Annotated in this window: 19 protein-coding genes and 1 riboswitch; of the genes, 13 read left to right on the plus strand and 6 right to left on the minus strand. The window is 69.5% G+C overall.

The features are described 5' to 3' along the window. Positions 1-7 precede the first annotated feature (7 nt). A complete protein-coding gene (locus AB0D12_RS01990; protein ID WP_362676065.1) occupies positions 8-1,468 on the minus strand; it encodes an aldehyde dehydrogenase in 1,461 nt (486 codons plus the stop codon). 342 nt (positions 1,469-1,810) lie between these two features. Between AB0D12_RS01990 and AB0D12_RS01995 the strand changes: the two genes are divergently transcribed. From AB0D12_RS01995 to AB0D12_RS02050, 12 genes are all read left to right on the plus strand, one after another. Then, entirely contained in the window at positions 1,811-2,476 is a 666-nt protein-coding gene (locus AB0D12_RS01995; RefSeq protein ID WP_362676067.1) for a hypothetical protein, read from the plus strand. 115 nt (positions 2,477-2,591) lie between these two features. Continuing rightward, entirely contained in the window at positions 2,592-2,828 is a 237-nt protein-coding gene (locus AB0D12_RS02000) for a ferredoxin (RefSeq protein ID WP_362676069.1), read from the plus strand. Then, the gene (locus tag AB0D12_RS02005) at positions 2,818-4,206 is read left to right on the plus strand and encodes an FAD-dependent oxidoreductase (protein WP_362676071.1); all 1,389 of its coding nucleotides are present in this window, start codon (positions 2,818-2,820) and stop codon (positions 4,204-4,206) included. Before AB0D12_RS02000 ends, AB0D12_RS02005 begins: the two co-directional genes overlap by 11 nt. A gap of 65 nt (positions 4,207-4,271) precedes the next feature. Next, positions 4,272-5,510 (plus strand): cytochrome P450, encoded by a 1,239-nt coding sequence (locus AB0D12_RS02010; protein ID WP_362676073.1) that lies wholly within the window; start codon positions 4,272-4,274, stop codon positions 5,508-5,510. 551 nt (positions 5,511-6,061) lie between these two features. Beyond that, positions 6,062-6,769, plus strand: coding sequence for a CAP domain-containing protein (locus AB0D12_RS02015; RefSeq protein WP_362676075.1), 708 nt, complete (start codon positions 6,062-6,064; stop codon positions 6,767-6,769). A 228-nt stretch (positions 6,770-6,997) separates the two neighbouring features. Beyond that, positions 6,998-8,044: an MBL fold metallo-hydrolase gene (locus tag AB0D12_RS02020; RefSeq protein ID WP_362676077.1), complete on the plus strand. Its 1,047-nt coding sequence runs from the start codon at positions 6,998-7,000 to the stop codon at positions 8,042-8,044. Between the two features lie 56 nt (positions 8,045-8,100). Continuing rightward, positions 8,101-8,224: riboswitch (cobalamin riboswitch) on the plus strand. Positions 8,225-8,334: 110 nt separating this feature from the next. Then, the gene (locus AB0D12_RS02025; RefSeq protein ID WP_362676079.1) at positions 8,335-9,576 is read left to right on the plus strand and encodes a prenyltransferase/squalene oxidase repeat-containing protein; all 1,242 of its coding nucleotides are present in this window, start codon (positions 8,335-8,337) and stop codon (positions 9,574-9,576) included. Next, complete coding sequence (locus AB0D12_RS02030; protein ID WP_362676375.1) at positions 9,576-10,235, plus strand: SCO2322 family protein; 660 nt, start codon at positions 9,576-9,578, stop codon at positions 10,233-10,235. The genes AB0D12_RS02025 and AB0D12_RS02030 overlap by 1 nt, the downstream gene beginning before the upstream one ends. 266 nt (positions 10,236-10,501) lie before the next feature. Continuing rightward, positions 10,502-11,563: an energy-coupling factor transporter transmembrane protein EcfT gene (locus tag AB0D12_RS02035; RefSeq protein WP_362676377.1), complete on the plus strand. Its 1,062-nt coding sequence runs from the start codon at positions 10,502-10,504 to the stop codon at positions 11,561-11,563. Continuing rightward, positions 11,560-13,317, plus strand: a complete 1,758-nt coding sequence (locus AB0D12_RS02040) for an ATP-binding cassette domain-containing protein (protein ID WP_362676081.1) — start codon at positions 11,560-11,562, stop codon at positions 13,315-13,317. Before AB0D12_RS02035 ends, AB0D12_RS02040 begins: the two co-directional genes overlap by 4 nt. Then, on the plus strand, positions 13,314-14,147 hold the full coding sequence (locus AB0D12_RS02045) for an ECF transporter S component (RefSeq protein ID WP_362676083.1): 834 nt from the start codon (positions 13,314-13,316) through the stop codon (positions 14,145-14,147). The genes AB0D12_RS02040 and AB0D12_RS02045 overlap by 4 nt, the downstream gene beginning before the upstream one ends. A gap of 315 nt (positions 14,148-14,462) precedes the next feature. After that, complete coding sequence (locus tag AB0D12_RS02050; protein WP_362676085.1) at positions 14,463-14,888, plus strand: transglycosylase SLT domain-containing protein; 426 nt, start codon at positions 14,463-14,465, stop codon at positions 14,886-14,888. Positions 14,889-15,034: 146 nt separating this feature from the next. Here AB0D12_RS02050 and AB0D12_RS02055 read toward each other — a convergent pair whose 3' ends face one another. Next, positions 15,035-15,736 (minus strand): alpha/beta hydrolase, encoded by a 702-nt coding sequence (locus AB0D12_RS02055; protein WP_362676087.1) that lies wholly within the window; start codon positions 15,734-15,736, stop codon positions 15,035-15,037. A 75-nt stretch (positions 15,737-15,811) separates the two neighbouring features. Continuing rightward, positions 15,812-16,981, minus strand: a complete 1,170-nt coding sequence (locus tag AB0D12_RS02060) for a steroid 3-ketoacyl-CoA thiolase (RefSeq protein WP_327323298.1) — start codon at positions 16,979-16,981, stop codon at positions 15,812-15,814. A gap of 295 nt (positions 16,982-17,276) precedes the next feature. On the opposite strand from AB0D12_RS02060, the gene AB0D12_RS02065 reads away from it, so the two are divergent. Continuing rightward, complete coding sequence (locus AB0D12_RS02065) at positions 17,277-18,533, plus strand: cytochrome P450 (RefSeq protein ID WP_362676090.1); 1,257 nt, start codon at positions 17,277-17,279, stop codon at positions 18,531-18,533. 88 nt (positions 18,534-18,621) lie between these two features. Here the strand turns inward: AB0D12_RS02065 and AB0D12_RS02070 are convergent, their stop codons facing one another. From AB0D12_RS02070 to AB0D12_RS02080, 3 genes are read right to left on the minus strand one after another with little or no spacing between them, the layout of a single operon-like run. Continuing rightward, the gene (locus AB0D12_RS02070; protein ID WP_362676092.1) at positions 18,622-21,471 is read right to left on the minus strand and encodes a hypothetical protein; all 2,850 of its coding nucleotides are present in this window, start codon (positions 21,469-21,471) and stop codon (positions 18,622-18,624) included. Between the two features lie 36 nt (positions 21,472-21,507). Then, positions 21,508-21,768 (minus strand): DUF397 domain-containing protein, encoded by a 261-nt coding sequence (locus AB0D12_RS02075; RefSeq protein WP_362676094.1) that lies wholly within the window; start codon positions 21,766-21,768, stop codon positions 21,508-21,510. Further along, entirely contained in the window at positions 21,743-22,576 is an 834-nt protein-coding gene (locus AB0D12_RS02080; RefSeq protein ID WP_362676095.1) for a helix-turn-helix transcriptional regulator, read from the minus strand. Before AB0D12_RS02080 ends, AB0D12_RS02075 begins: the two co-directional genes overlap by 26 nt. Positions 22,577-22,623 lie beyond the last annotated feature (47 nt).

Here is a 22,623-nt window from a genome sequence, read left to right on the forward strand (position 1 = left end):
TCTCCTCTCAGTTCTCTCCGGACCCGGCCGGCAGATGGATCATCTTGTGCTCCAGGTACTCGCTGTAGCCCTCCGGCCCGAACTCCCGCCCCAGGCCCGAGTTCTTGTAGCCGCCGAACGGCCCGAGCATGTCGAGGCTGAAGGTGTTGACGTTGTACGTCCCGGTCCTGACCCGCCGCGCGAAGTCGATGCCACGCTCGACGTCGGCCGTCCAGACGCTGCCGCTGAGCCCGTAGTCGGAGTCGTTCGCGATCTTCGCCGCCTCGCTCTCGTCCCCGTACGGCAGCAGACAGATCACCGGCCCGAATATCTCCTCGCGGGCGATGCGCATGGAGTTGTCGACCCCGCCGAAGAGCGTCGGCTCCACGTACCAGCCCTGCTCAAGACCGGCCGGACGCCCGCCGCCCGTAAGTACCTTGGCGCCTTCCTCCTGCCCGATCCTGATGTAGTCGAGCGAGCGCTGCTGCTGGCGCCGGGCCACCAGCGGACCGACCTGCGTCGAGGCGTCGAGCGGGTCACCGACCACCAGGGCGCTCGCCGCTGCGGCGAGCGCCTCCGCTATCTCGTCGTAGCGGCTGCGCGGCGCGAGGATACGGCTCTGGGCCACGCACGCCTGCCCGTTGTTCATCCAGGCTGCCGGGACGATCCCGGCCACCGCCGACTCCAGATCCGCGTCCGGCAGGATCACCGCCGCCGACTTGCCGCCGAGTTCGAGGGTGACGCGGGTGAGATTGCGCGAGGCGACCTCCATGACCCGCTTGCCGGCCGCGACCGAGCCGGTGAAGGAGACCTTGTCGATGCCGGGGTGCCCGACCAGGTACTCGCTCACTTCGCGGTCCGCGGGCAGGATCGAGAGGACGCCCTGCGGCAGCCCGGCCTCCTGCGCGATCTCAGCGAGGATGTACGAGTCCAGGGGCGACTCGGGCGATGGCTTGAGCACCACCGTGCAGCCGGCCAGCAGCGCCGGGCCGAGCTTGGCCGCGGCCGTGAACTGCGGGACGTTCCACGGGATCACGGCCGCCACGACGCCCACCGGCTCCCGCCGTACGAGGATCGGCCCGAGCACTCCGGCCCGCTGCTCCTCGTGCGGATATCCGCGCGCGACGGTGATCGCCGCGTCCCACACCATCATCGCGCCGAGCGCCTGCGCGAGCACGCTCCAGGAGTACGGGGAGCCGTTCTGCGCGCTGATGGAGCGGGCGATCTCCTCGTGCCGTACCGCGATCGCGTCCTTGATCCTGGTGATGACGGCGATCCGCTCGTCGAGCGTCATACGCGGCCAGGGCCCCTCGTCGAAGGCCTTGCGGGCGGTGGCGACCGCTCGGTCGACGTCCGCCGGTGAGGCGTGCGGGACCCGCCCGATGACCTGCTCGGTGTGCGGCGATACGACCTCGATGGCGTCGCTGCCGAGCGGATCGGTCAACTCCCCGCCGATGAACAGCTTTCCGTGTTCCACAAGCTCGGTCATGGCTGCTGCCTCCTGCGGCCCGGCGCTATCTGACACTGTTTCAGAACTGATACCAGTTCTAGTTGAAGGAGTCCACGGCAGGAACGAAATAGCCCCCGACCAGTGGTTTCCCGTTGGGCGGGGGCGACCGGCCTGCGCGGGTCCGCCATGGGGCCGCGCGGCGCTTCCGGGCCGTTCCAACAGCAGCGAGGTGCTACCAAGCATCATCCGGAACCACGATTCGCACGACGCCGACTCGCTGCCGGTCCGCGCACGTCACCCTCTTGGGCGGTCCGGGTGGCGCGGCCGCGTGCGCGGGTGCTTGCTGGTCCTAGTCGACAGGGAGAGGAAGCGACGACACCCATGGAGAGGAGAGATCAGGCGCTGCGCACCCCACGAGCCGCAGGAATGGTAGGGATCATTTTCGCCGTACTACTCGCTGCTGCCATCGTTCTGATCCGCCTGGCCATACCGGAGGAGCCGAGCGGCGGGGGCGGCACCTGGTTCGTCGATCCCTCGAAGCGGCACACGGTACAGACGGCGCTCGCCCTCATCCCGTTCGCGGGCATCTTCTTCCTGTGGTTCATGGGCACTGTGCGCGCGCGTATCGGAGAGGCGGAGGATCAGTTCCTCGCCACTGTCTTCATGGGCAGCGGTCTGGTATTCGTGGCGACTCTCTTCGGGGCCGCGGCCGCAGCCGGAAGTCTGCTGGATACGGCCGGTACGGCCGGAGCCGACTCCGTGCAACTCCGGTCCTTCGGCCATCACTTCACCTACAGCCTTCTGACGACCTACTCGATGCGCATGGCCGCGGTATTCACCTTCTCGACCTCGTCCATCGGGCGTCGGCTGGGAGTCCTGCCGCGCTGGCTTTCCATCCTGGGCTATCTCGTCGCCCTGACACTGCTCCTCGTGACGAGCAGCATCCCCTGGTCGGAGCTGGTCTTCCCCCTGTGGGCTCTGGTTCTCAGCCTCTACATTCTGGTGTCCAGTTTCCGCCCGCGGCCCGCACCGGCCCCCTCGTCATGACCAGCTATTTCCCGAGCGTTATCGGCTGACAACTCCTTTGGCCCGCCTGTGCTCGCGAAACCACAGGAGCACGCACAGGCTGGGGCAGGGGTACTACTGGAAGGGCGGCCCCTTGATGAGGCTTGTCGTCGATCTCAACCGGTGCCAGGGGTACGCGCAGTGCGCCTTCCTCGCACCCGACGTATTCACCATGCACGGCGACGAGGCGCTGTTGTACAACCCGCACGCCGACGACACACAGCGGGAGCACGTGGCGCGCGCCGCCGCGGCTTGCCCGGTCCAGGCCATCTTGGTGGACGACCTGGGCAATGAGCCGGCCCCGGTGAGGGAGGGGGTGTCCAGTGGACGGTGAGCTGGAATGGCTGAGGCGCGAGGGGCGGATCGTGATCGTGGGCGCCTCCCTCGCCGGCCTCCGGGCCGCGGAGACCCTGCGGGAGGAGGGCTTCACCGGTTCGCTGACGCTGATCGGCGACGAGCCCCACGAGCCGTACGACCGGCCGCCACTGTCCAAGCAGGTCCTGCTCGGCAAGGCGTCCGCGGAGCACACCGCACTGCCCCGTCGCTGGGCGATCGATGCGCAGTGGCGGCTCGGTGATGCCGCCACCGGGCTGGACATGGCCGCCAAGCGGGTACGCCTGGCCGGCGGCGACGAGGTGGAGTACGACCGGCTGCTGATCACCACCGGCGTCCGTGCCCGGCCGTGGCCGCATGAAGAAGAGGCCGAGCTGGACGGGGTCTTTGTGCTGCGCACGCGCGAGGACGCGGCGGGGCTGCACCGCCGGCTGGCGGCCGGACCTCGCCGGGTGCTCATCATCGGCGCCGGCTTCACCGGCTCGGAAATCGCCTCCGCCTGCCGTGAGCAGGGACTGCCCGTCACCGTCGCGGAGCGTGCGGCCGCGCCTCTCGTGGGCGCGCTCGGCGGCGTGGTCGGTGAGGTGGCCGCCGAGTTGCAACGCCAAGCAGGCGTGGACCTGCGCTGCGGCGTCATGGTCACAGGGCTGGAGGGCGACTCGGCAGGGCGGCTGCGCAGTGCCCACCTGTCCGACGGCACGACGATCGACGCGGACGTGGCGGTGATCTCGCTCGGCGCGACACGCAACACCGAGTGGCTGGCCGGATCCGGGCTCGGCGCCGGACCCCGGGGAATCGCCTGCGACGCGGGCTGCCGCGCCTTCGACGTCCGGGGCATCGTGACCGACGACGTCTTCGTCGCCGGTGACGTCGCGCGGTCCCCCCATGCGCTCTTCGGTTACCAGTTCCTGTCCCTGGAGCACTGGGGCAATGCCGTCGCGCAGGCCGAGATCGCGGCGCACAACATGATCAGCGCCAGCTCGGACCGCCGACCGCACCTGTGGGTGCCTGCCTTCTGGTCCTCCCAGTTCGGCGTCAGCATCAAGTCGGTCGGCGTTCCGTCCCTGGGCGAGGAGATCCTCATCGCCCAGGGGTCACTCGCCGAGCGACGCTTCACCGGCGTGTACGGATACCAGGGCCGGGTCATCGCCGCCGTCACCTTCGACCAGACGAAGTGGCTGGACTTCTACCAGCGGCTGATCGAATCGGCCGCGCCGTTCCCGCTGAGCTTCCCCACCGTCGACCGCCGTCCTGAAGGTCTGCGACCGGTCTCGGCCGACTTCCCGGACCCCTCGCTGCCCACACATGCGCCGACCGTCACCCTCAGTGGCTACTCGCCGACCGACCGGCGGATCTCCTTCACCCCGGTCCGAGCCTGATCGCGGGCACGGCAACGCCCGTCCACGGCCCGCAAAGCCGTCTCCAACGCCCACAAGGACCCGTCATGACGCAAGCCACGCTCCTGGGACAGATCCTCGACCACGCCAACCGCGCCGACCCCTACCCCCTGTACGCCGAGCTCCGCAAGACCCCGGTGTTCCGAGAGGAGGACGGCAGCACGTACGTGGTCAGCAACTACTGGGACATCAAGGGCCTGCTTCACGATCCGCGGATCAGCTCCGACGCCCGAAATCTGTCCCCCGAGGCCGCCGGCGCCCTCCCTGACCAGGAGGAGGAGGGCACCCTGCCGCCCACCTTCCTGAAGCTCGACCCTCCCGAGCACGACCGGTTGCGCCGTATGACGATGCGGCCGTTCGGACCGCCGAAGACCCCTCGGCGCGTCCACAACATGCGCGGCGAACTCTCCAAGATCGTTTCGGATCTCATCGACGGCTTCGGAGACCGGGAGCAGGTCGACCTCGTCGACAACTTCTCCTACCCCTTCCCCGTGACGGTGATCTGCAGGCTGCTCGGGATCCCCCGCGACGACGAGGCGCGCTTCCACACCTGGGCCGACACCATCGCCGCCAGCCTGGACCCGGACCCGTCCAAGGACCCCACCGAGCGGCGTCGCATCGCCCAGCAGGCCCGCACCGAGTTGGGCATGTACCTGGCCGGGCTCATCGACGAACGCCGCAAGGCACCCGGCGACGACATGCTCTCCGCGCTGGCCACCGACCACGGCCCTGACGGGCAGATGACCCCGATGGAGGTGATCAGTACTGCTGCCCTGCTCCTGATCGCCGGCCACGAGACCACGGTCAACCTCATCACCAACGGGATGCTCACCCTGCTGCGCAACCCGGACGTCCTGAAGCGGCTGCGGGAAGAGCCGCAGCTGGCCGTCCCGCTCGTGGAAGAGCTCCTGCGCTTCGAGCCCCCCGTGCAGCTGCTGCCCCAACGCACCACGCTCGCGGACATCGAGGTCGCCGGCACCACCATCCCCAAGGGCGCGTCCCTCTGGCTCGTCCTTGCCTCCGGCAACCGGGACCCGCAGCGGTTCCCCGACCCCGACCGGTTCGACCCCGACCGGAGGGACAACCAGCACCTCGGCCTCGGCAGCGGCATCCACAACTGCTTCGGCGCGCCCCTCGCCCGTATGGAGGCACAGCTCGCCCTGACCGAGCTCGCCCGCAGGCTCGACAACCCCCGTCTGATGGAGGACCCACCGCCCTACCGCCAGAACGCTGTGCTGCGTGGACCCCGTCACCTGAACATCGCCTTCGACGGCTTCCGCGCCTAGCGTTCTCACCGACCAGCGCGACCACGGGGGACATGTAGCCAGGAGCGCCTCGAAACGGCGCCCTGGCTACATTCGCGCTCGCACGCCACTCACCCTCATAAGCGGCAAAGTCACGCAGAGCGACCAACGGGGAGGCTGGTTCCTCCATCGCCCAGTGACATCAGCCACACGGACATTCGGCACTTAGGTCGCTGAATAGTAGATGGCACGTTGGCGACATAGCGATATTTGTCCGTCTTGGTGCAGACATAACCCGCGCAGGGTTTGACGGCATTCGGTCCGCTCGTCACTTTCGCCCGTCCAGCGAGCGAGCAAGGGTTTCTGACGAAGCATCAGGACCTCCCGCGACCCCGAAAGCCGGACCAGCACGCCCGTGCGCCCATTTCAAGAGTCCTCCAGCCCTACGAATCAAGGTAGTACTGGTGCTCGTTGCCCTGCCCTGACAGCAGTTCTAAGAATGGCGGCGCAAAGCGTCTCCGCAGCTCAGGTGCCGGATCTGCGCAGAGTCGGCCACACCGGGGGCGCCCCGCGATTAACGAGCGAGGTCACGCATGAGCAAGCACCGTAGGAAGACGTACTACCGGAAGATAACCATCGCGGCCGTCGCCGTGGGAGCCATAGGTGTGCCCTCTGCCGCCATGGCCTGCATGAACCCCCAGGAGAACGCGGGCAGCAAGTCCTACGGCCACCACTGGAACGGCCACCACTGGAAGAGTGCGAACTCCGAGCAGCGGTGGACGGGTGCTCCATGGGGCCAGAAGCCGGCGGCGGGAGCGTCGCAGACGCCCGCTGCCACTCCGAGCGCACCGAAGACCAGCGCGACTCCGAGCGCACCCAAGGCCACCGCGACTCCGAGCGCACCGAAGACCGCCGCCCCGGCATCCGGGGATGCGGCCCGGGTGTTGCAGCTCGTCAACAGCGAGCGCGGCAAGGTCGGGTGCTCCGCGCTGACCATGAACGCGAAGCTGACGAAGGCCGCCCAGGACCACAGCAAGGACATGGCTTCCCACAAGAACATGTCCCACACGGGCTCCGACGGCTCGTCTCCTGGCGACCGGATCACGAGTGCCGGTTACAACTGGAGCACCTACGGCGAGAACGTCGCCTACGGCTACGCCACACCCGAGAGCGTCATGGCGGGCTGGATGGCCAGCCCCGGCCACAAGGCCAACATCCTCAACTGTGCGTTCAAGGAGATCGGCATCGGCCTCGCGCAGCCCAACAGTTACTGGACGCAGGACTTCGGAACGGCCCAGTAGCGGGCGCCAGGAATCCGGCCACCGCTTGCCCCGGTATCGCTTCTGCGGGGATGGCGGGCCGCTCCAGCGGATGAAAGGCCCTGACCGGTTCGCCGGTCGGGGCCTTCGTCGTCGGCGCGCCGCAGGTCAGCCAACTCCGCTGGAATGACAGTCGACTTGGGCGACCATTGGAACCAGTTCTAGTTATAGTGGGCCGTGGCTGTGTCGCCGAGGAGAGACGAGAGCCCCATGACCCAGGTGACCGACCACGGCGGGGGCGTCTGGTCCATCGAGGTGCCCATTCCGGACAATCCTCTCGGTCACACCCTGGTCCACCTGCTCGACACCGACCGCGGGCCCGTACTCATCGACACCGGCTGGGACGACCCGGCCTCCTGGGACGCCCTCGTCGCGGGTCTCGGCTCCCTCGATGTCGCGGTCGGTGACATCCACGGCGTCGTCATCACCCACCACCACCCCGACCACCACGGCCTGTCCGGGCAGGTCCGGGACGTCTCCGGCGCCTGGATCGCGATGCACGACGCGGACACTGCGGTGGTACGCCGCACCAGGGAGGCCGAACCGGCCCGCTGGCTCGACTACCTGGCGGACAAACTCTCCAGGGCCGGCGCCCCCGACGAACACACCGCTCCGCTGCGCGCGGCCCGCGCCTCGGGCCGGATGCGTACGCTGCCGGGCCTGCGCGCGGCCCTGCCCGACCGGGAGATCGTCCCCGGCGAACTCCTCGACCTGCCGGGCCGCCGGCTCCGCGCCATCTGGACCCCCGGCCACACGCCCGGCCATGTCTGCCTCCACCTGGATGAGGCCCATCCGGCGGGCAGACCCGGCAATGGGCGGCTCTTCTCCGGCGACCATCTGCTGCCCCGGATCACCCCGCACATCGGCCTCTACGAAGATCCGGACGCCGGCGACACAGCCACCGTCACCGATCCGCTCGGCGACTACCTCGACTCCCTGGAGCGCATCGGCCGCCTCGCACCCGCCGAGGTGCTCCCGGCGCACCAGTACGCCTTCCCCGATGCCGTGTCCCGGGTACGGGAGTTGCTCGACCACCACGAGGAACGGCTCACCGGCCTGCTCGGGCTGCTGGCCGCCCCGCGCACTGCGTGGCAGGTCGCCGAGCGGATGGAGTGGAACCGGCCCTGGGACCAGATCCCGTACGGATCACGCAACATCGCGGTCTCGGAGGCGGAGGCACATCTGCGGCGACTGGTGAAGCTGGGGCGCGCGGAGGTGCTGGCGGGGAGCGACCCGACGCTGTACGTGGCGGTCTGACCCCTGGTGGCCACCGGCGACCGGCCACCGGCGATCGACCACCGGCCGGTCGGTAGAGTGAGCGAGTCGTCATCATGACCGTACGGGGGGAAGCCGGTGCAAATCCGGCGCTGACCCGCAGCCGTGAACCGCCGTCGCAAGCGGTGAGTCGGAATGCCCCGTACCTGGTCGTGACCGGCTCGTGCCACCGGCAGCCCGCCGGTGGCCGGCACCGTCGAGGTATACGGGGCCGGAGCCCTGGTACCTGAGCGTGCCTGTGCCCGGCTCCCGCAGGAGAGGCCCAGCCCGCCATGACCCCCGTTCGCCGCAGCGCCATATCGCTCGCCGCCTCCGCCGTACTCGGCATGGCCATAGCCTCGGCCGCCGCGCCGGCCGCGATCGCGGCGCCGTCTCCGACGCCGTCGACCGTGCTGCCGTCCGGTCTGTACGGCACGGGCGACCCGACGTACGACGGTGTCTGGCGGCAGTCGCTGGCGCTGCTCGCGCAGGACACGGTGGGCGTCAAGCCCGCGGCCAAGGCCGTGGCCTGGCTGACCGGTCAGCAGTGCGACAGCGGTGGCTTCCCCTCGTACCGCGCGGACGCGGCCAAGGCGTGCGACGCCAAGCTGCCGCTGGACTCCAACGCCACGGCCGCCGCGGTGCAGGCGCTCGCCGCGCTCGGAGGGCAGGACGCCACCGTGAAGAAGACGGCCGGCTGGCTGAAGTCCGTGCAGAACGCGGACGGCGGCTGGGGCTACAACCCGGGCGGGGCCAGCGACGCCAACTCCACCTCCATCGTGATCGGCGCGCTCGCGGCGGCGGGCGAGAAGCCGGAGGCGGTGAAGTCGAAGGGCGGGAAGACGCCGTACGACGCGCTGCTGACGTTCGCGAAGCCGTGCGGCGGGAAGGACGGCGGCGCGTTCGTCTTCCAGCTGAAGTCGCCCGGCATGGTCGCGGACTCCACGGCGGCGGCTGTGGTCGGCGCGCACGGCAAGGGCCTGGCCGTGACGGCGGGTGCGAAGGACGCCAAGGGCACGGTCTGCGAGAAGGCGACGACGGTCGAGGGGGCGGCGCACAACGGCGCGGCGTACCTGGCGACCGCGCTCGCCAGGACCGGGCACCTGAACACGGCTCCGATGCCGGGCGCCGCGGACCCGACTAAGAAGCCGGACTTCGGGAACACGGCGGACGCGATCGTCGCGCTGAGCGCGCAGGGCCTCGGCGACCAGGCGAAGAAGCCGATGGAGTGGCTGCAGCAGAACTCTGCGGCCTGGGCGAAGGCGTCCGGCCCGGCGGCGTACGCACAGCTGATCCTCGCCGCGCATGCGACCGGCGCGGACCCGAAGAGCTTCGGCGGGACGGACCTGGTGGCGGGGCTCAACGCGACGGGTCCCGCGCCCGAGTCGACGACGGGACAGTCGGCGTCGGCTGCGGACAAGAAGAAGGACTCCGACTCGGGCATCGGGGTGTGGTGGATCGTGGGCGCGTTCTTCGTCGCCAGCGTCGGCGCCGGAATCCTCCTCAGCGGCCGCAAGAAGAACCAGCAGCGGTGATGCGTACCCGAGTCCTCACCCTCGTCCTCGCGCTCGGCGCCGTGCTCACGGTGCTGTGCGCGGGTCCGGCGCAGGCGGCGGGTTACCGCTACTGGTCGTTCTGGCAGAGCGGCGGCGGGAAGTGGACGTACGCCACCGAGGGCCCGGCCACGGCGAGGCCGTCGGGCGGCTCGGTGAACGGCTTCCGTTTCTCGGTGAGCGAGGACAGCCGGGACTCGGCGCAGCCGCGCACGGCTCCGGACTTCGAGGCGATCTGCGGCCGGACACCGCCGAAGGACGACACGAAGCGGATCGCGCTGGTCATCGACTCCGGCACGCAGGCCGACGCCCCGGAGGGCGAGACGCCGCCCGCGTCGCGGTCGGCGTGCGCACAGGTCGGCAAGGACGCGACGAGCGCGGAGGCGCTGGCGTCGGTGGCGAAGCCGCTGCGGTACAACAGCGAGGCGCTGCTCTGCGCGATCTCGCGCTACCCGCAATCGGGCTGCGGCGAACAGGTCGCGACGAAACCGGAGCCGAAGGCGAAGCCGTCCGAGTCTGCGCCGAGCAAGAGCGGTAGTGACGACAAGGGCGGTCCCTCGGCCGGCCTCATCGCCGGCCTGGGGGCGGTAGCGGTACTCGGCACCGCGGCGGTGTGGCAGTCGCGCCGCCGCCGGGGATGACAACCGAGGCATCGACGGTGCGAGACGACGAGGAGCCGCGCCGGCGGGGTGCAGCCGGAGACGCTGTGACCCGCGGCCCGGAGGCGGGTCGCGGGACTGACGGGGCGTCGCCGCAGGCGTCCGGCAGTCACGGCGGCGGGACGCAACGACAGGCGGCCGACCACCGGGACCGCAGGAATTCGCCCCGGTCGGCCGGTCACCGGGGCGACGACACATCGCCCCGCAGGTCGTACCTCCTCGCGCCCGCCGCCAGTCGTAGTAACGCCCTGCATGCCGGGGCCTGGTGGATCTGGGCCCTTGGGCTTGCCACCGCCGCGTCGCGGACCACCAATCCGCTTCTCCTCGGGCTCCTCGTCGGCGTCGCCGGATACGTCGTCGCCGCCCGGCGCACCGACGCGCCCTGGGCCCGTTCGTACGGGGCCTTCGCCAAGCTCGGGCTCTTCGTCATCGGCATCCGCGTGCTCTTCTCCGTCGTCCTCGGCTCGCCGATCCCGGGGACGCACGTCCTCTTCAGCCTCCCCGAAGTACCGCTGCCGGACTGGGCGCGAGGCGTACGCATCGGTGGCCGGGTCTCCGCCGAGCAGCTGCTCTTCGCGCTGTACGACGGCGCGAAGCTCGCCACGCTCCTCATCTGCGTCGGCGCGGCCAACGCGCTCGCCAACCCCGCCCGCCTGCTCAAGTCCCTCCCGGGCGCCCTGTACGAGGTCGGCGTCGCTGTCGTGGTCGCCATGACCTTCGCGCCGAACATGGTCGCGGACGTGGTCCGGCTGCGCACCGCCCGCCGGCTGCGCGGCCGCCCCACCGGCGGCATCAAGGCGATCGTGCAGATCGGGCTGCCCGTCCTGGAGGGCGCGCTCGAGCGGTCGGTCGCCGTCGCGGCATCCATGGACGCGCGCGGTTACGGACGTATCGCACACGTCCCGCCCGCCGTCCGCCGCACCACCACCGTCCTCACACTCGGCGGACTCCTCGGCGTCTGTGCCGGTTCGTACGGACTGCTCGCCGCGGAGGGCGCTTCGTACGGACTGCCCCTCCTCATAGCCGGGCTCCTCGCCGCGCTCGCCGGTCTCCGGCTCGGCGGCCGGCGCTCCGTACGCACCCGCTACCGACCCGACCGCTGGGGCCCGCGGTCCTGGCTGGTGGCCGGATCCGGCGCGGTCGTCGCAGCCCTGATGATCCGGGCGGGTACATACGATCCGGAGGCGCTGCACCCCGGCGTCGTACCGCCGACCGCGCCGACGCTGCCCCTCTGGCCCGCCGCGAGCATCCTCATCGGACTGCTGCCCGCCTTCATCGCGCCCGTACCCGCCTCGCAGGAGAAACCGTGATCCGCTTCGAAGACGTGTCGGTGACGTACGGCGATGCCGGCGCGCCCGCGATCAGCGGTGTCGACCTGACCGTCCCCGAGGGCGAGTTGGTGCTGCTGGTCGGGCCGTCCGGTGTCGGCAAGTCGACACTGCTGGGTGCGGTCTCGGGCCTGGTCCCACACTTCACCGGCGGCACCCTGCGCGGCCGCGTCACCGTCGACGGCCGCGACACCCGTACCCACAAGCCGCGCGAACTCGCCGATCTCGTCGGCACGGTGGGCCAGGACCCGCTCGCCCACTTCGTCACCGACACGGTCGAGGACGAGCTGGCGTACGGCATGGAGTCGCTCGGCCTCGCCCCCGAGGTGATGCGCCGCCGCATCGAGGAGACGCTCGATCTCCTCGGGCTGACCGAGCTGCGCGACCGCCCGATCGCCACGCTCTCCGGCGGACAGCAGCAGCGCGTCGCGATCGGCTCGGTGCTGACCCCGCACCCCAGGGTCCTCGTGCTCGACGAGCCGACGTCCGCGCTGGACCCGGCGGCGGCGGAAGAGGTGCTGGCCGTCCTGCAGCGGCTGGTCCACGATCTCGGCACGACGGTCCTGATGGCCGAGCACCGCCTGGAGCGGGTGGTGCAGTATGCGGACCAGGTCATCCTGCTGCCCGCGCCCGGGGAGCCCCCGGTGATCGGGGACCCGGCCGCCATCATGGCGGTCTCCCCCGTACACCCTCCGGTGGTGGCGCTCGGCCGCGTGGCGGGGTGGGACCCGCTGCCATTGTCGGTACGGGATGCACGCCGCGGGGCCGGTGTGTTGCGGGAGCGCCTGAAGGGTCTTTCCCCCACCCCGCCCCTTCCCGTAACGGGGGCTCCGCCCCAGACCCCCGTACGCCCTTCGGGCGTGTCCTCAATCGCCGGACGGGCTGCAATGCGGCCCCGCCGGCGATTGAGGCGCGGGGCCTGGGGCGAGGCGCGGGGTCTGGGGCCGAGCCCCGGGTTCGGGAAGGGGCGGAGCCCCGGCTCGGGCGGTCCGCTCGCCGAGGCCCAGGCGCTCACCGTCCGCCGCGACCGCGTAGAGGCCCTCCGCCGCGTCGACCTCACCGTCGCCCCCGGCGAAGCCATCGCCCTCATGGGCCGGAACGGCGCCGGAAAGTCGACCCTCCTCGCCACCCTCGTCGGCATGGTCGAGCCCATCTCCGGCACCGTCCTCGTCGGCAGCCGCACCCCCCACCGCGCTCACCCTCGCGAGCTGGTCCGCCAGGTCGGCCTCGTTCCGCAGGAGCCGCGCGATCTGCTGTACGCGGACACGGTGGCGGCCGAGTGCGCGGCGGCCGACGCCGACGCGGGCGCCGCACCCGGCTCCTGCCGCGCCCTGGTGACCGAGCTGCTGCCCGACGTACCGGACACGACGCACCCCCGCGATCTCTCCGAGGGGCAGCGCCTCGCCCTGGCGCTGGCCATCGTGCTCACCGGGCGGCCGCCGCTCCTCCTCCTCGACGAACCGACCCGGGGTCTGGACTACGCCGCGAAGGCCCGGCTCGTCACCGTCCTCAAAGGCCTGGCCGCCGAGGGGCACGCCATCGTCCTGGCCACCCACGACGTGGAGCTGGCCGCCGACCTCGCGCACCGGGTGGTGATCCTGGCCGACGGCGAGGTCGTCGCGGACGGCCCGACCGCCGAGGTCGTGGTCTCCTCGCCCGCCTTCGCGCCCCAGGTCGCCAAGATCCTGGCCCCGCAGAAATGGCTGACCGTCGCCCAGGTCAGGGACGCCCTGTGAACCACGCCACACAGGCCCGTGCCGTACGCCTCGGCCCCCGATCCATCGCCGCCCTCGCCCTGATCAGTGCGATCGGGGTGATCGCCTTCGGCTGGCCGCTGCTCGCCGACGCCGACTCCGGACTCGCCCACTCCGCCGACGCGCCCTGGCTCTTCGCCGCGCTGCTCCCGCTCCTCGTGGCCGTCGTCGTCGCGACGATCGCCGACACCGGGATGGACGCCAAGGCGGTGGCGATGCTCGGAGTCCTCGCCGCGGTCGGTGCCGCGCTGCGGCCGCTGGGCGCGGGCACCGCGGGTCTGGAGCCCATGTTCTTCCTGATGGTGCTGAGCGGCCGCGTGCTCGGACCGGGCTTCGGCTTTGTACTCGGCTCGGTCACCATGTTCGCTTCCGCGCTGCTCACCGGCGGCGTCGGCCCGTGGATGCCGTTCCAGATGCTGTCGATGGGCTGGTTCACGATGGGCGCGGGGCTGCTGCCGGGGCCGGACCGGCTGCGTGGCCGCGCCGAGCTGCTGATGCTCGCGTTGTACGGGGCCGTCGCCGCGTTCGCCTATGGCACGGTCATGAATCTTCAGGGCTGGACATACATCGGCGGCCTCTCCTCCGGCATCTCCTTCCACCCCGGCGATCCGGTGCAGGAGAACCTGGTCCGCTTCCTCGCCTACTGCGCGGCAACCTCCTTCGGCTGGGACCTCGGACGGGCGGTGCTCACCGTCGTACTGACCCTCACCATCGGCTCGACGGTCCTCAAGGCGCTGCGCCGAGCCACCCGCCGTGCCGCCTTCGAGGCGCAGGTCACATTCGAGACCCCCGACAGGGTCCCTCCCGGGTGAGCCGCCCCACAGGGGTTTAGTCCGATACGAGCCGCAATAGTACCTTTTTGGCGGCCATGGCAACCCGTCGATCACTGCCGCCACCTGCAGGAACCTCTCCGGTCAAGCCCCGGCCGTTTCACCCCAGGTGCGAGCTCGGCTAGTAACAAGGGTCGTTGCGACGGGCTGACCTCGCCGCTACAACTGATCCAGTCGCAAGGCGCCCCGTGCTCCTCACCGGAGCCGCAGTGCCTCCCAGGCGGCCGGATCCCCACTCGTACGTACGAGATTCCGGCATGCCCGCGACGGCCCTGTTCCCGAGAGTTAGGTCGCTCTGTGTTCCGCTCGCTCATCAGCCGCATCGCCATCCGCCCGAAGAACGCTCTCGTCGGCTCCGCCCTTGTCCTGGGCACTGCCGGCATGGCGATCGGCATGAACCCGGCCACGGCCGCTGCCGCTCCCGCCGCGCAGACCGGGTCCCCGAAGGCGGTCGCCCAGCAGATGATCGCGGACGACGCGCAGTTCCAGTGCTTCAGCAAGATCGTGGAGCACGAGAGCGGCTGGAACGTGAACGCCACCAACGCGTCCAGCGGTGCGTACGGCCTCGTCCAGGCACTGCCCGGCGGCAAGATGGCGTCCGCCGGCGCTGACTGGAAGACCAACCCGGCCACCCAGATCAAGTGGGGCCTGGACTACATGAAGTCCCGCTACGGCAGCCCGTGCGGCGCCTGGTCCTCCTGGCAGGCCCAGGGCTGGTACTGATCCGGCCCGCAGCCTCCTCCAGCGCATGGAGCCGGCCCACGATCTTGGGCGCGGCGTTCCTGAAGGCTGAAGGCCCCGAAGTGATCGACCCTTCCCTGGTCGAGCACCGGGGCCCTCGTGCCGTATGCGGCCGGGTGCAGCGGATCTCAGGATTCCACGCCTGACCGGAGCAGAATCCGCGCCAGCTCGCGCGGCTGGGAGAACATCGGCCAGTGGCCGGTCTCCATCTCGACCAGCCGCCAGTGCTCACTCTTCAGCAGCTCCGCCACGTCGTCGTTCGGCTCGGCGCCGTCGAGCAGGCACTTGATGTACGTCGCCGGAAGCTCGCCGAGCGGGCGCGCCAGCACGGCCGGCTCGGTCAGCGTGGCGCCCGGGTGCGGCGTCGAGCCGCCCACGAACCGTGCGATCTGCTCGCCGGTGAGACCCTGGCCGTCGCAGTCGGCTGCGGTCAGGGGCGCCCAGAAGCCCCCGTTGTCGGCAATCGATGCCTCCACCATCGCCCGGCCGTACGGCCAGCCCGAAACGAACGACTCGCCGTCGGCCGGAACGTTGGAGTCGACGAACACCACGTGGGCCAGCCGGTCACCGATCCGCTCGGCGGCCTGACCGACCGGGATGCCCGAGTAGCTGTGCCCGACCAGGACGACGTCGCGCAGATCGAGGCGTTCGACCTCGCTGACGATGTCCTGTACGTGGGTCTGCTGCCCGGCCGGCACGCCCTGCTTGTCGGCGAGGCCGGACAGCGTCAAAGGGTGGGTGCCGTGCCCGGCCGCACGCAACTCCGGGACCACCTCGTCCCACGCCCACGATCCGAGCCACGCGCCTGCTACCAGTACGAATTCCGTCATGGTGGCAACGTAGCGGAGGGGTCCGACAACTGGCCGCCGGAACGCGACCGCTCCGGAACCACCTCCGCAACACGCCTACAGCCGCTGGATGATGGTCCCGGTCGCCAGCGCCCCGCCCGCGCACATGGTGATCAGCGCGAACTCCTTGTCCCTGCGCTCCAGTTCATGCAGGGCCGTGGTGATCAGCCGCGCCCCGGTCGCTCCCACCGGATGCCCGAGCGCGATCGCGCCACCGTTGACATTGACCTTCTCCAGGTCCTGCTCGAAGACCTGCGCCCAGCTCAGCACCACCGACGCGAACGCCTCGTTGATCTCCACCAGGTCGATGTCCTTGAGCGACATCCCAGCCTTGCCGAGCACGGCGCGCGTGGCGTCGATCGGCCCGTCGAGGTGGTAGTGCGGGTCCGCGCCGACCAGCGCCTGCGCGACGATCCGGGCCCGCGGCCTCAGCTTCAGAGCACGCGCCATCCGCTTGGACGCCCACATGATCGCGGCCGAACCGTCCGATATCTGCGACGAGTTGCCTGCGGTGTGCACGGCCGTCGGCATGACCGGCTTCAGCCTTGCCAGCGCCTCCATGCTGGTGTCCCGCAGCCCCTCATCGCGGTCGACGAGCCGCCACATGCCCTGTCCCGCGGCTTGTTCCTCCTCCGTGGTGGGCACCTGCACGGCGAACGTCTCGCGTTTGAAGCGCTCCTCGGCCCACGCCACGGCGGCCCGCTCCTGCGACACCAGCCCCAGGGAGTCGACCCGTTCACGCGTCAGCCCGCGGTTGCGCGCGATGCGCTCCGCCGCCTCGAACTGATTGGGCAGATCCACGTTCCACTCGTCGGGGAACGGCTTGCCCGGTCCGTGCTTGGAGCCGCTGCCCAGCGGCACCCGTGACATCGCCTCGACGCCGCAGCTGATGCCGATGTCGATGACACCGGCCGAGATCATGTTCGCGACCATATGGCTGGCCTGCTGCGAGGACCCGCACTGGCAGTCCACGGTCGTGGCCGCGGTCTCGTACGGAAGCCCCATCGCCAGCCAGGCGTTTCGCGCGGGGTTCATGGACTGTTCGCCGGCGTGGGTGACGGTGCCGCCCACCACCTGCTCGACGCAGTCGGCGTGGATGCCGGTGCGGCCGAGAAGTTCGCGATAGGTCTCGCCCAGCAGATAGGCGGGATGGAGGTTGGCAAGCGCGCCTGAGCGTTTGCCGATGGGGGTGCGTACGGCTTCGACGATGACGGGTTCCGCGGCCATGAGCTCGTCCTCTCCTCGCACAGCCGCTGAGCGTCCCGGCGCGCAGCAGCCGAACTAGTACGCGTTCTAGTTCTCCGTTCAGTCTTATGAGTGCTACCCCCGGTACGCAAGGGTCTTGCACGGCACTACTGCACCCCTGGCGCCCCCGACCGGCAACAGATCCCGCCGCGACCCTTGCCACTTGTAGAACTCGTTACTACCTTTCGGTCAACTTCTGATGGGTCGTCAGACAAACCGTGTCACCACCCCGTGACCACCGGCGTCACCGACACCACCGCCAGACCTGGAGTTGACCTTGAAGCTGCCGAAGGACTGCCCCCATCTGCCCGAAGGGTTCGACTTCACCGATCCCGATCTCCTCCAAGCCCGTGTCCCCCACCCGGAGTTCGCCCGGATGCGGCAGACCGCCCCGGTCTGGTGGTGCGCCCAGCCGGCCGGCATCTCCGGCTTCCAGGACGAGGGCTACTGGGCCGTCACCCGGCACGCCGACGTCAAGCATGTCTCCACCCACCCCGAACTCTTCTCCTCCAACACCAACACCGCGGTCATCCGCTTCAACGAGACGATCAGCCGCGACCAGATCGAGGTCCAGAAGCTGATCATGCTCAACATGGACCCGCCTGAGCACACCCGCGTCCGCCAGATCGTCCAGCGCGGCTTCACCCCGCGGGCGATCCGCTCCCTGGAGGTGGCCCTGCGCAACCGCGCCCGCTCGATCGTCGAGACCGCGCTGGCCGGTGCGAAGGACGACGGCAGCTTCGACTTCGTCACCAATATCGCGGTGGAACTGCCGCTCCAGGCGATCGCGGAACTCATCGGCGTACCGCAGGAGGACCGCACCAAGCTCTTCGACTGGTCCAACAAGATGGCGGCGTACGACGACCCCGAGTACGCGATCACCGAGGAGATCGGCGCCGAGGCGGCGATGGAGATCGTCTCGTACTCGATGAATCTGGCCGCGGCCCGCAAGGAGTGTCCGGCCAAGGACATCGTGTCCCAACTGGTCGCCGCGGAGGACGAAGGCAACCTCTCCAACGACGAGTTCGGCTTCTTCGTGATCCTGCTGGCAGTCGCGGGCAATGAGACCACGAGGAACGCGATCAGCCACGGTATGCACGCGTTTCTCACGCATCCCGAGCAGTGGGAGCTCTACAAGCGGGAGCGGCCGGAGACGGCGGCCGAGGAGATCGTGCGCTGGGCGACGCCCGTGGTCTCCTTCCAACGCACGGCCACGCAGGACCTGGAGCTGGGCGGCCGGCAGATCAAGAAGGGCGACCGGGTCGGGATCTTCTACTCATCGGCCAATAGCGACCCCGAAGTCTTCGAGGAGCCCGAGCAGTTCAACATCACCCGCGACCCGAACCCGCACCTCGGCTTCGGCGGCGGAGGCCCACACTTCTGCCTCGGCAAGTCACTCGCGGTGATGGAGATCAACCTGATCTTCGACGCGATAGCGGACGCCCTGCCGGACCTGCGCCTGGTGGGCGACCCGCGCCGACTGCGCTCGGCTTGGCTCAACGGCATCAAGGAACTCCAGGTCAGCACCAGTTGACCTGTGGGCCGGTGGGAGGCGGGGCGCTCACCCCACGCCACGCCTCGCCTCCCCCTGTTGCGCGGGCGTGAGTCGGTGAGGGGACCGGTCACCTGCGGCAGTGGAGGTTGGACGGGGGTGTGGTGCCGACGTACTTGTCCCACTCGGCGCGGGTGAGGTCGCGGCCGGAGGTGGTGCAGGCGGCGTCGGTCCAGACGTCGGGGGTCAGCGACCACCGCTGTAGTTCCCCGACGTTCCCCTCCCCCTCCACCGCGGCGAAGAGCATCGTCCCGTCGTCGGCGAAGGCGAGCGATGAATCCGCCGCCGGGTACGGCGCATTTAGGTCGAGTGTGCCGATGACCTCGTCGTCCACGATGTTCGTGAGGGCAACAGAGTCGTCCTGAAGCCGCTGCGCGAGCACCGAGGCATCGCTGCTGATCGCAAAGGCTCCCGCGAGTTGGCGGCTGTCTCCGATCGATCTCTCGAATCGGTGGTTGGTCATGCTCCACAGTTGGACGGAACTGCTGCCCGCTACCTGGACTGCAAGCTTCTCGCCCGCGAATCGCACTTTCACTGTGTCCGCGAGGGGGATTTCTTGTGTCGTTGCCTTTTCGATGTCGACGAGTCGCACCCCTTTCTTCGTAACGATCGCCGCATGGGAGGCCGTCGCATCGATCGCCGCAGTGGAAACGTACTGCTGATCAAACGGGTCGCCGGAGCCTTCCGGAGCCGGGATTCCCTTGAGGATGCGCCCAGTTGTCGCGTCACGCACGATCACCGCGTCCGTGACGGTAACGACGACGACCCTTTTCCCGTCTCGCGACATGGACGCTGCCTTCACCGAGGGGACCGGATCCGCGGCCGGCCAGTTCCCCCGCAGCGGCAGGCCGGTTGAGATACCGCGTACCTCGGCACCCCCATTCAACGGGGTCGGAACGATGAGTTTCCTGCCGTCATCAATGAAAACTGGCGGCCCGTAGAACGGTGTCAGTTCGTGATTCTCGTAGGTGCGCGAGAAGGTGGGTGAGTGGACCGTCATCCAGAGGCCACTGACATCGACCATTGCCACGGTCTTCTTGTCCGGGCTCACCGCCAGCCAGGGCTCGGTACAGGCGTTGCAAGGCGGACCGAAGTCGATGGCGGTCATTTCGGTGATACGGCTTGGTTGTGCGAGGTCCCAGAAAGCAACGCGAGAGCCCGAAGCCGAAATCAAATGGTTGGTGTCTCCGACGAAGGCGAGGGCGTTGCGGTTGACTGCGCCTGCCGCGCTGATTTCCCTTGCTGTGGCACGTTGCTTTCCGGCAGGTGTGACGTCCGAGACGATGATTGATCCACTGCTGGCTGTGGCGACGCGCCGCCCGTCACGGGAGATGGCCAGCGCAGTCGGTCTCGGACCCTGGCTCGCGGCCTCGGAATCATGACCGTACAGATCCCCCGTCGGTTCTCGCGTCTTCCACAGCGGCAGCCAAGTATCCCCGTTGCTGTACGTGAACGACTGTCCGCCGGGCGAGAAGGCGGCGGCGTAGTTGGCGGTACCGAAACCGACCCCTCCACCGCCGCTGCGATCCAGCGAGGGAAGGGCCCTGCGCTCCCAGGTGCCGTGCCCGCTCTCGAAGAAGACGATCTGACGATCCGACGGGACTGCCAACTCGCCCCACTCGCCGAACTCGTTATCTGCCTGTGTCTGTGCCAGCTGACGGAGCCCCCTGTCGAACAAGGTGACAACCTCGGCATCGCTGTGCACGACGACCGAGCGTCCGGATGGGGAGACCCCGACGAGCGAGGGTTTTCCTCCGAGCGAGGCCGAGATGCTCCTCGCGGGGCCCCTGTCCACAGGACCGCGGTCGAGCCGTCGGTCGCCATGATCGTGTCGCCGGCCGCGCTGACCGCCAGCCCGGTGACGGGACGCTTGAGTTGGGCGATCACCTGCTGGGTGTACGCCTTGGTGTCCCACCGCAGCACACGGCCGTTCTTCGTTCCCGCGACTAAGGAACTGCCGGTTGTCGGACCCCGCCACCCGCTGCACCTCCGAGCCGGCGGGGAGATACCGGACCAGATGGGGGCTCGCCGTCACGGCTTGCAGAAGCGCCGATCGGGCCTCCGCCCTCGGGTCCATCCGGTACGCCTCGACCGCCAGCAGCTGCGCGATGTCGAGGTTGGTGTCGACGTTCGCGACCGCCGCCGAGGCAAGGGCGCGGGCCTGCGCGATGCGCGACTGGGCCTGCGCCTCTTGCGCGTTGCCCACCGCGATGTACGCCGCGATCAGCGCAGTGACGAGCAGGAGGACCAGGCCCACGACTCCGCCCCGGCGCTGTAACCGCGCCCTGCGGTGCAGCGTGATGTGCTCGCCGACGATGGCGTCTTTGTCGACTCCCCGCAGCGGCGCCGCGATCTGCGCCACCTTGTTCAGCAGATCCACGTTGGACCGGTCGAGTTCCTTCGCCGATGTCACGGCTCGCAGATCGACCCAGAGCGGCTGTGCGGCGAACATCCCCCGGGCGCTGGGTGGCAGCGCGTCGGTCACGTCCCAGTCCCATTCGCCGGACGCGTCGTCCCAGACAAGGTCACCGTCGGTGAGGACGATGCAAACGCGCTCCGGCTGCCGGTGCGTACGCCACCAGGCGACTTCACGGTCCACCCATTTCGACTGGGCGGCGCGCGGAGAGGCCAGCAGGATGAACCACCGCGTCCCGGCCAGGGCACGCTGGATGCTGTCCGTGAGGTCGTGGCTCGCCGACAGGCTGGTGTAATCGCGGAACACACGCAGCCGCCTCGGCCGGTACCAGGGCGTCGCGAACCGCTCGAGCCATCGCTGGAGCGTGGTGGCCAGGTCCCCGCTCACTGCCTGGCTGTAGGAAATGAAGCCGTCGTAGACGAAGCCGTCTTCGGTGGCCGTAACTCTTCGGGACAATAAGCCGCGCAACTCCCCAACCCCCCTGAACCCGACGAACAGGAGCATCGTAGGGAGCGCGGCTTGATCACCGTGGAGAAATGACTAGAAAGCGTCCCGAGCCGCCGCTGCGACGAAGGTCGCGAAGGCGGGGCGGGAGAGGTGGAGCGCGGGGCGGGTGGTGTCCTTGGAGTCGCGGACGGCGACGAGGTGGGGGGCCTCGGCAATTTCGACGCAGTCGCCGCCCTGGTCGCCGCTGTAGCTGGACTTACGCCACGCGGCGCCGTTGAGGGGGGCGCACTCGACGCATTCGCCGCCCTGGTCGCCGCTGTAGCTCGACTTACGCCACTCCGCGCTGCTCCCCATAGCGTTCCTCCATCGTGCGCCGGATCAGCTCCGCCGAGTCCTTGATGGACAGGGCGGCGGCCTGGAGGTGATCGTAACGGAGCGAACAGTCCCTGAAGTCACCCGGGTTAGCCGTTGGATGCCCCGTCCCATAGCCCTCCGTATAGACGATGGCCGGGTCGCTTGCGAAGCGATAGAGGGTGAACGAGCCCTGCAGTCCCGCATGAGCACCGGCGTCGTACGGCAGCACCTGGATGTTCACCCGCGGGTTCTGCTCGAAGGACAGCATGCGCGCCAGTTGCCCACGCATAGTCTCGGGGCCGCCAATCTGCTGGTAGAGCGCCCCTTCTCCAAGGATGCCCCAGAACACCGAAGGCTCCTCCTTGTCCAGGATGCGCTGCCGCGCCAATCGGACCGCCGTACGGTCGTCGAGATCGCTCCGGTCCATGGCACCGAGAACCGCCCGTGCGTACGCCTCCGTCTGCAACAGGCCGTGCACCATGTGCGTCTGGAACGTACTGATCTCCGTTGCGCGCGCCTCAAGCTCCGCCACCTGCTGGAACCAGGGCGGGAGTTGGCTCCGCAGCACCAGGCCCAGCAGCCGCGAGAGCATTCCGCCGGTCCCCAGCGCCGCATCCACCCGCTCGCTGAACTCCGCCGTCGGCAACTTCCGCGCCGTCTCGATCTGGCCGACCAGCGACCCCGTGTAACTGATGATCGCGCCCAACTGCTTCTGCGTGAGGCCGGCCGCCTCCCGGTAGCGGCGCAACTCGTAGCCGTAGTAGTCGAGCGGCGACGCACTCGGGTCGAGGACGTTGACTTGGCTCATGGCGGGCATCCCCTCGTTCAACTCCACCAACGGCAGGGCGCATTGTG

The sequence above is a fragment of the Streptomyces sp. NPDC048479 genome, assembly GCF_040651435.1.
In the GTDB taxonomy this organism is placed as follows: Bacteria; Actinomycetota; Actinomycetes; order Streptomycetales; family Streptomycetaceae; genus Streptomyces.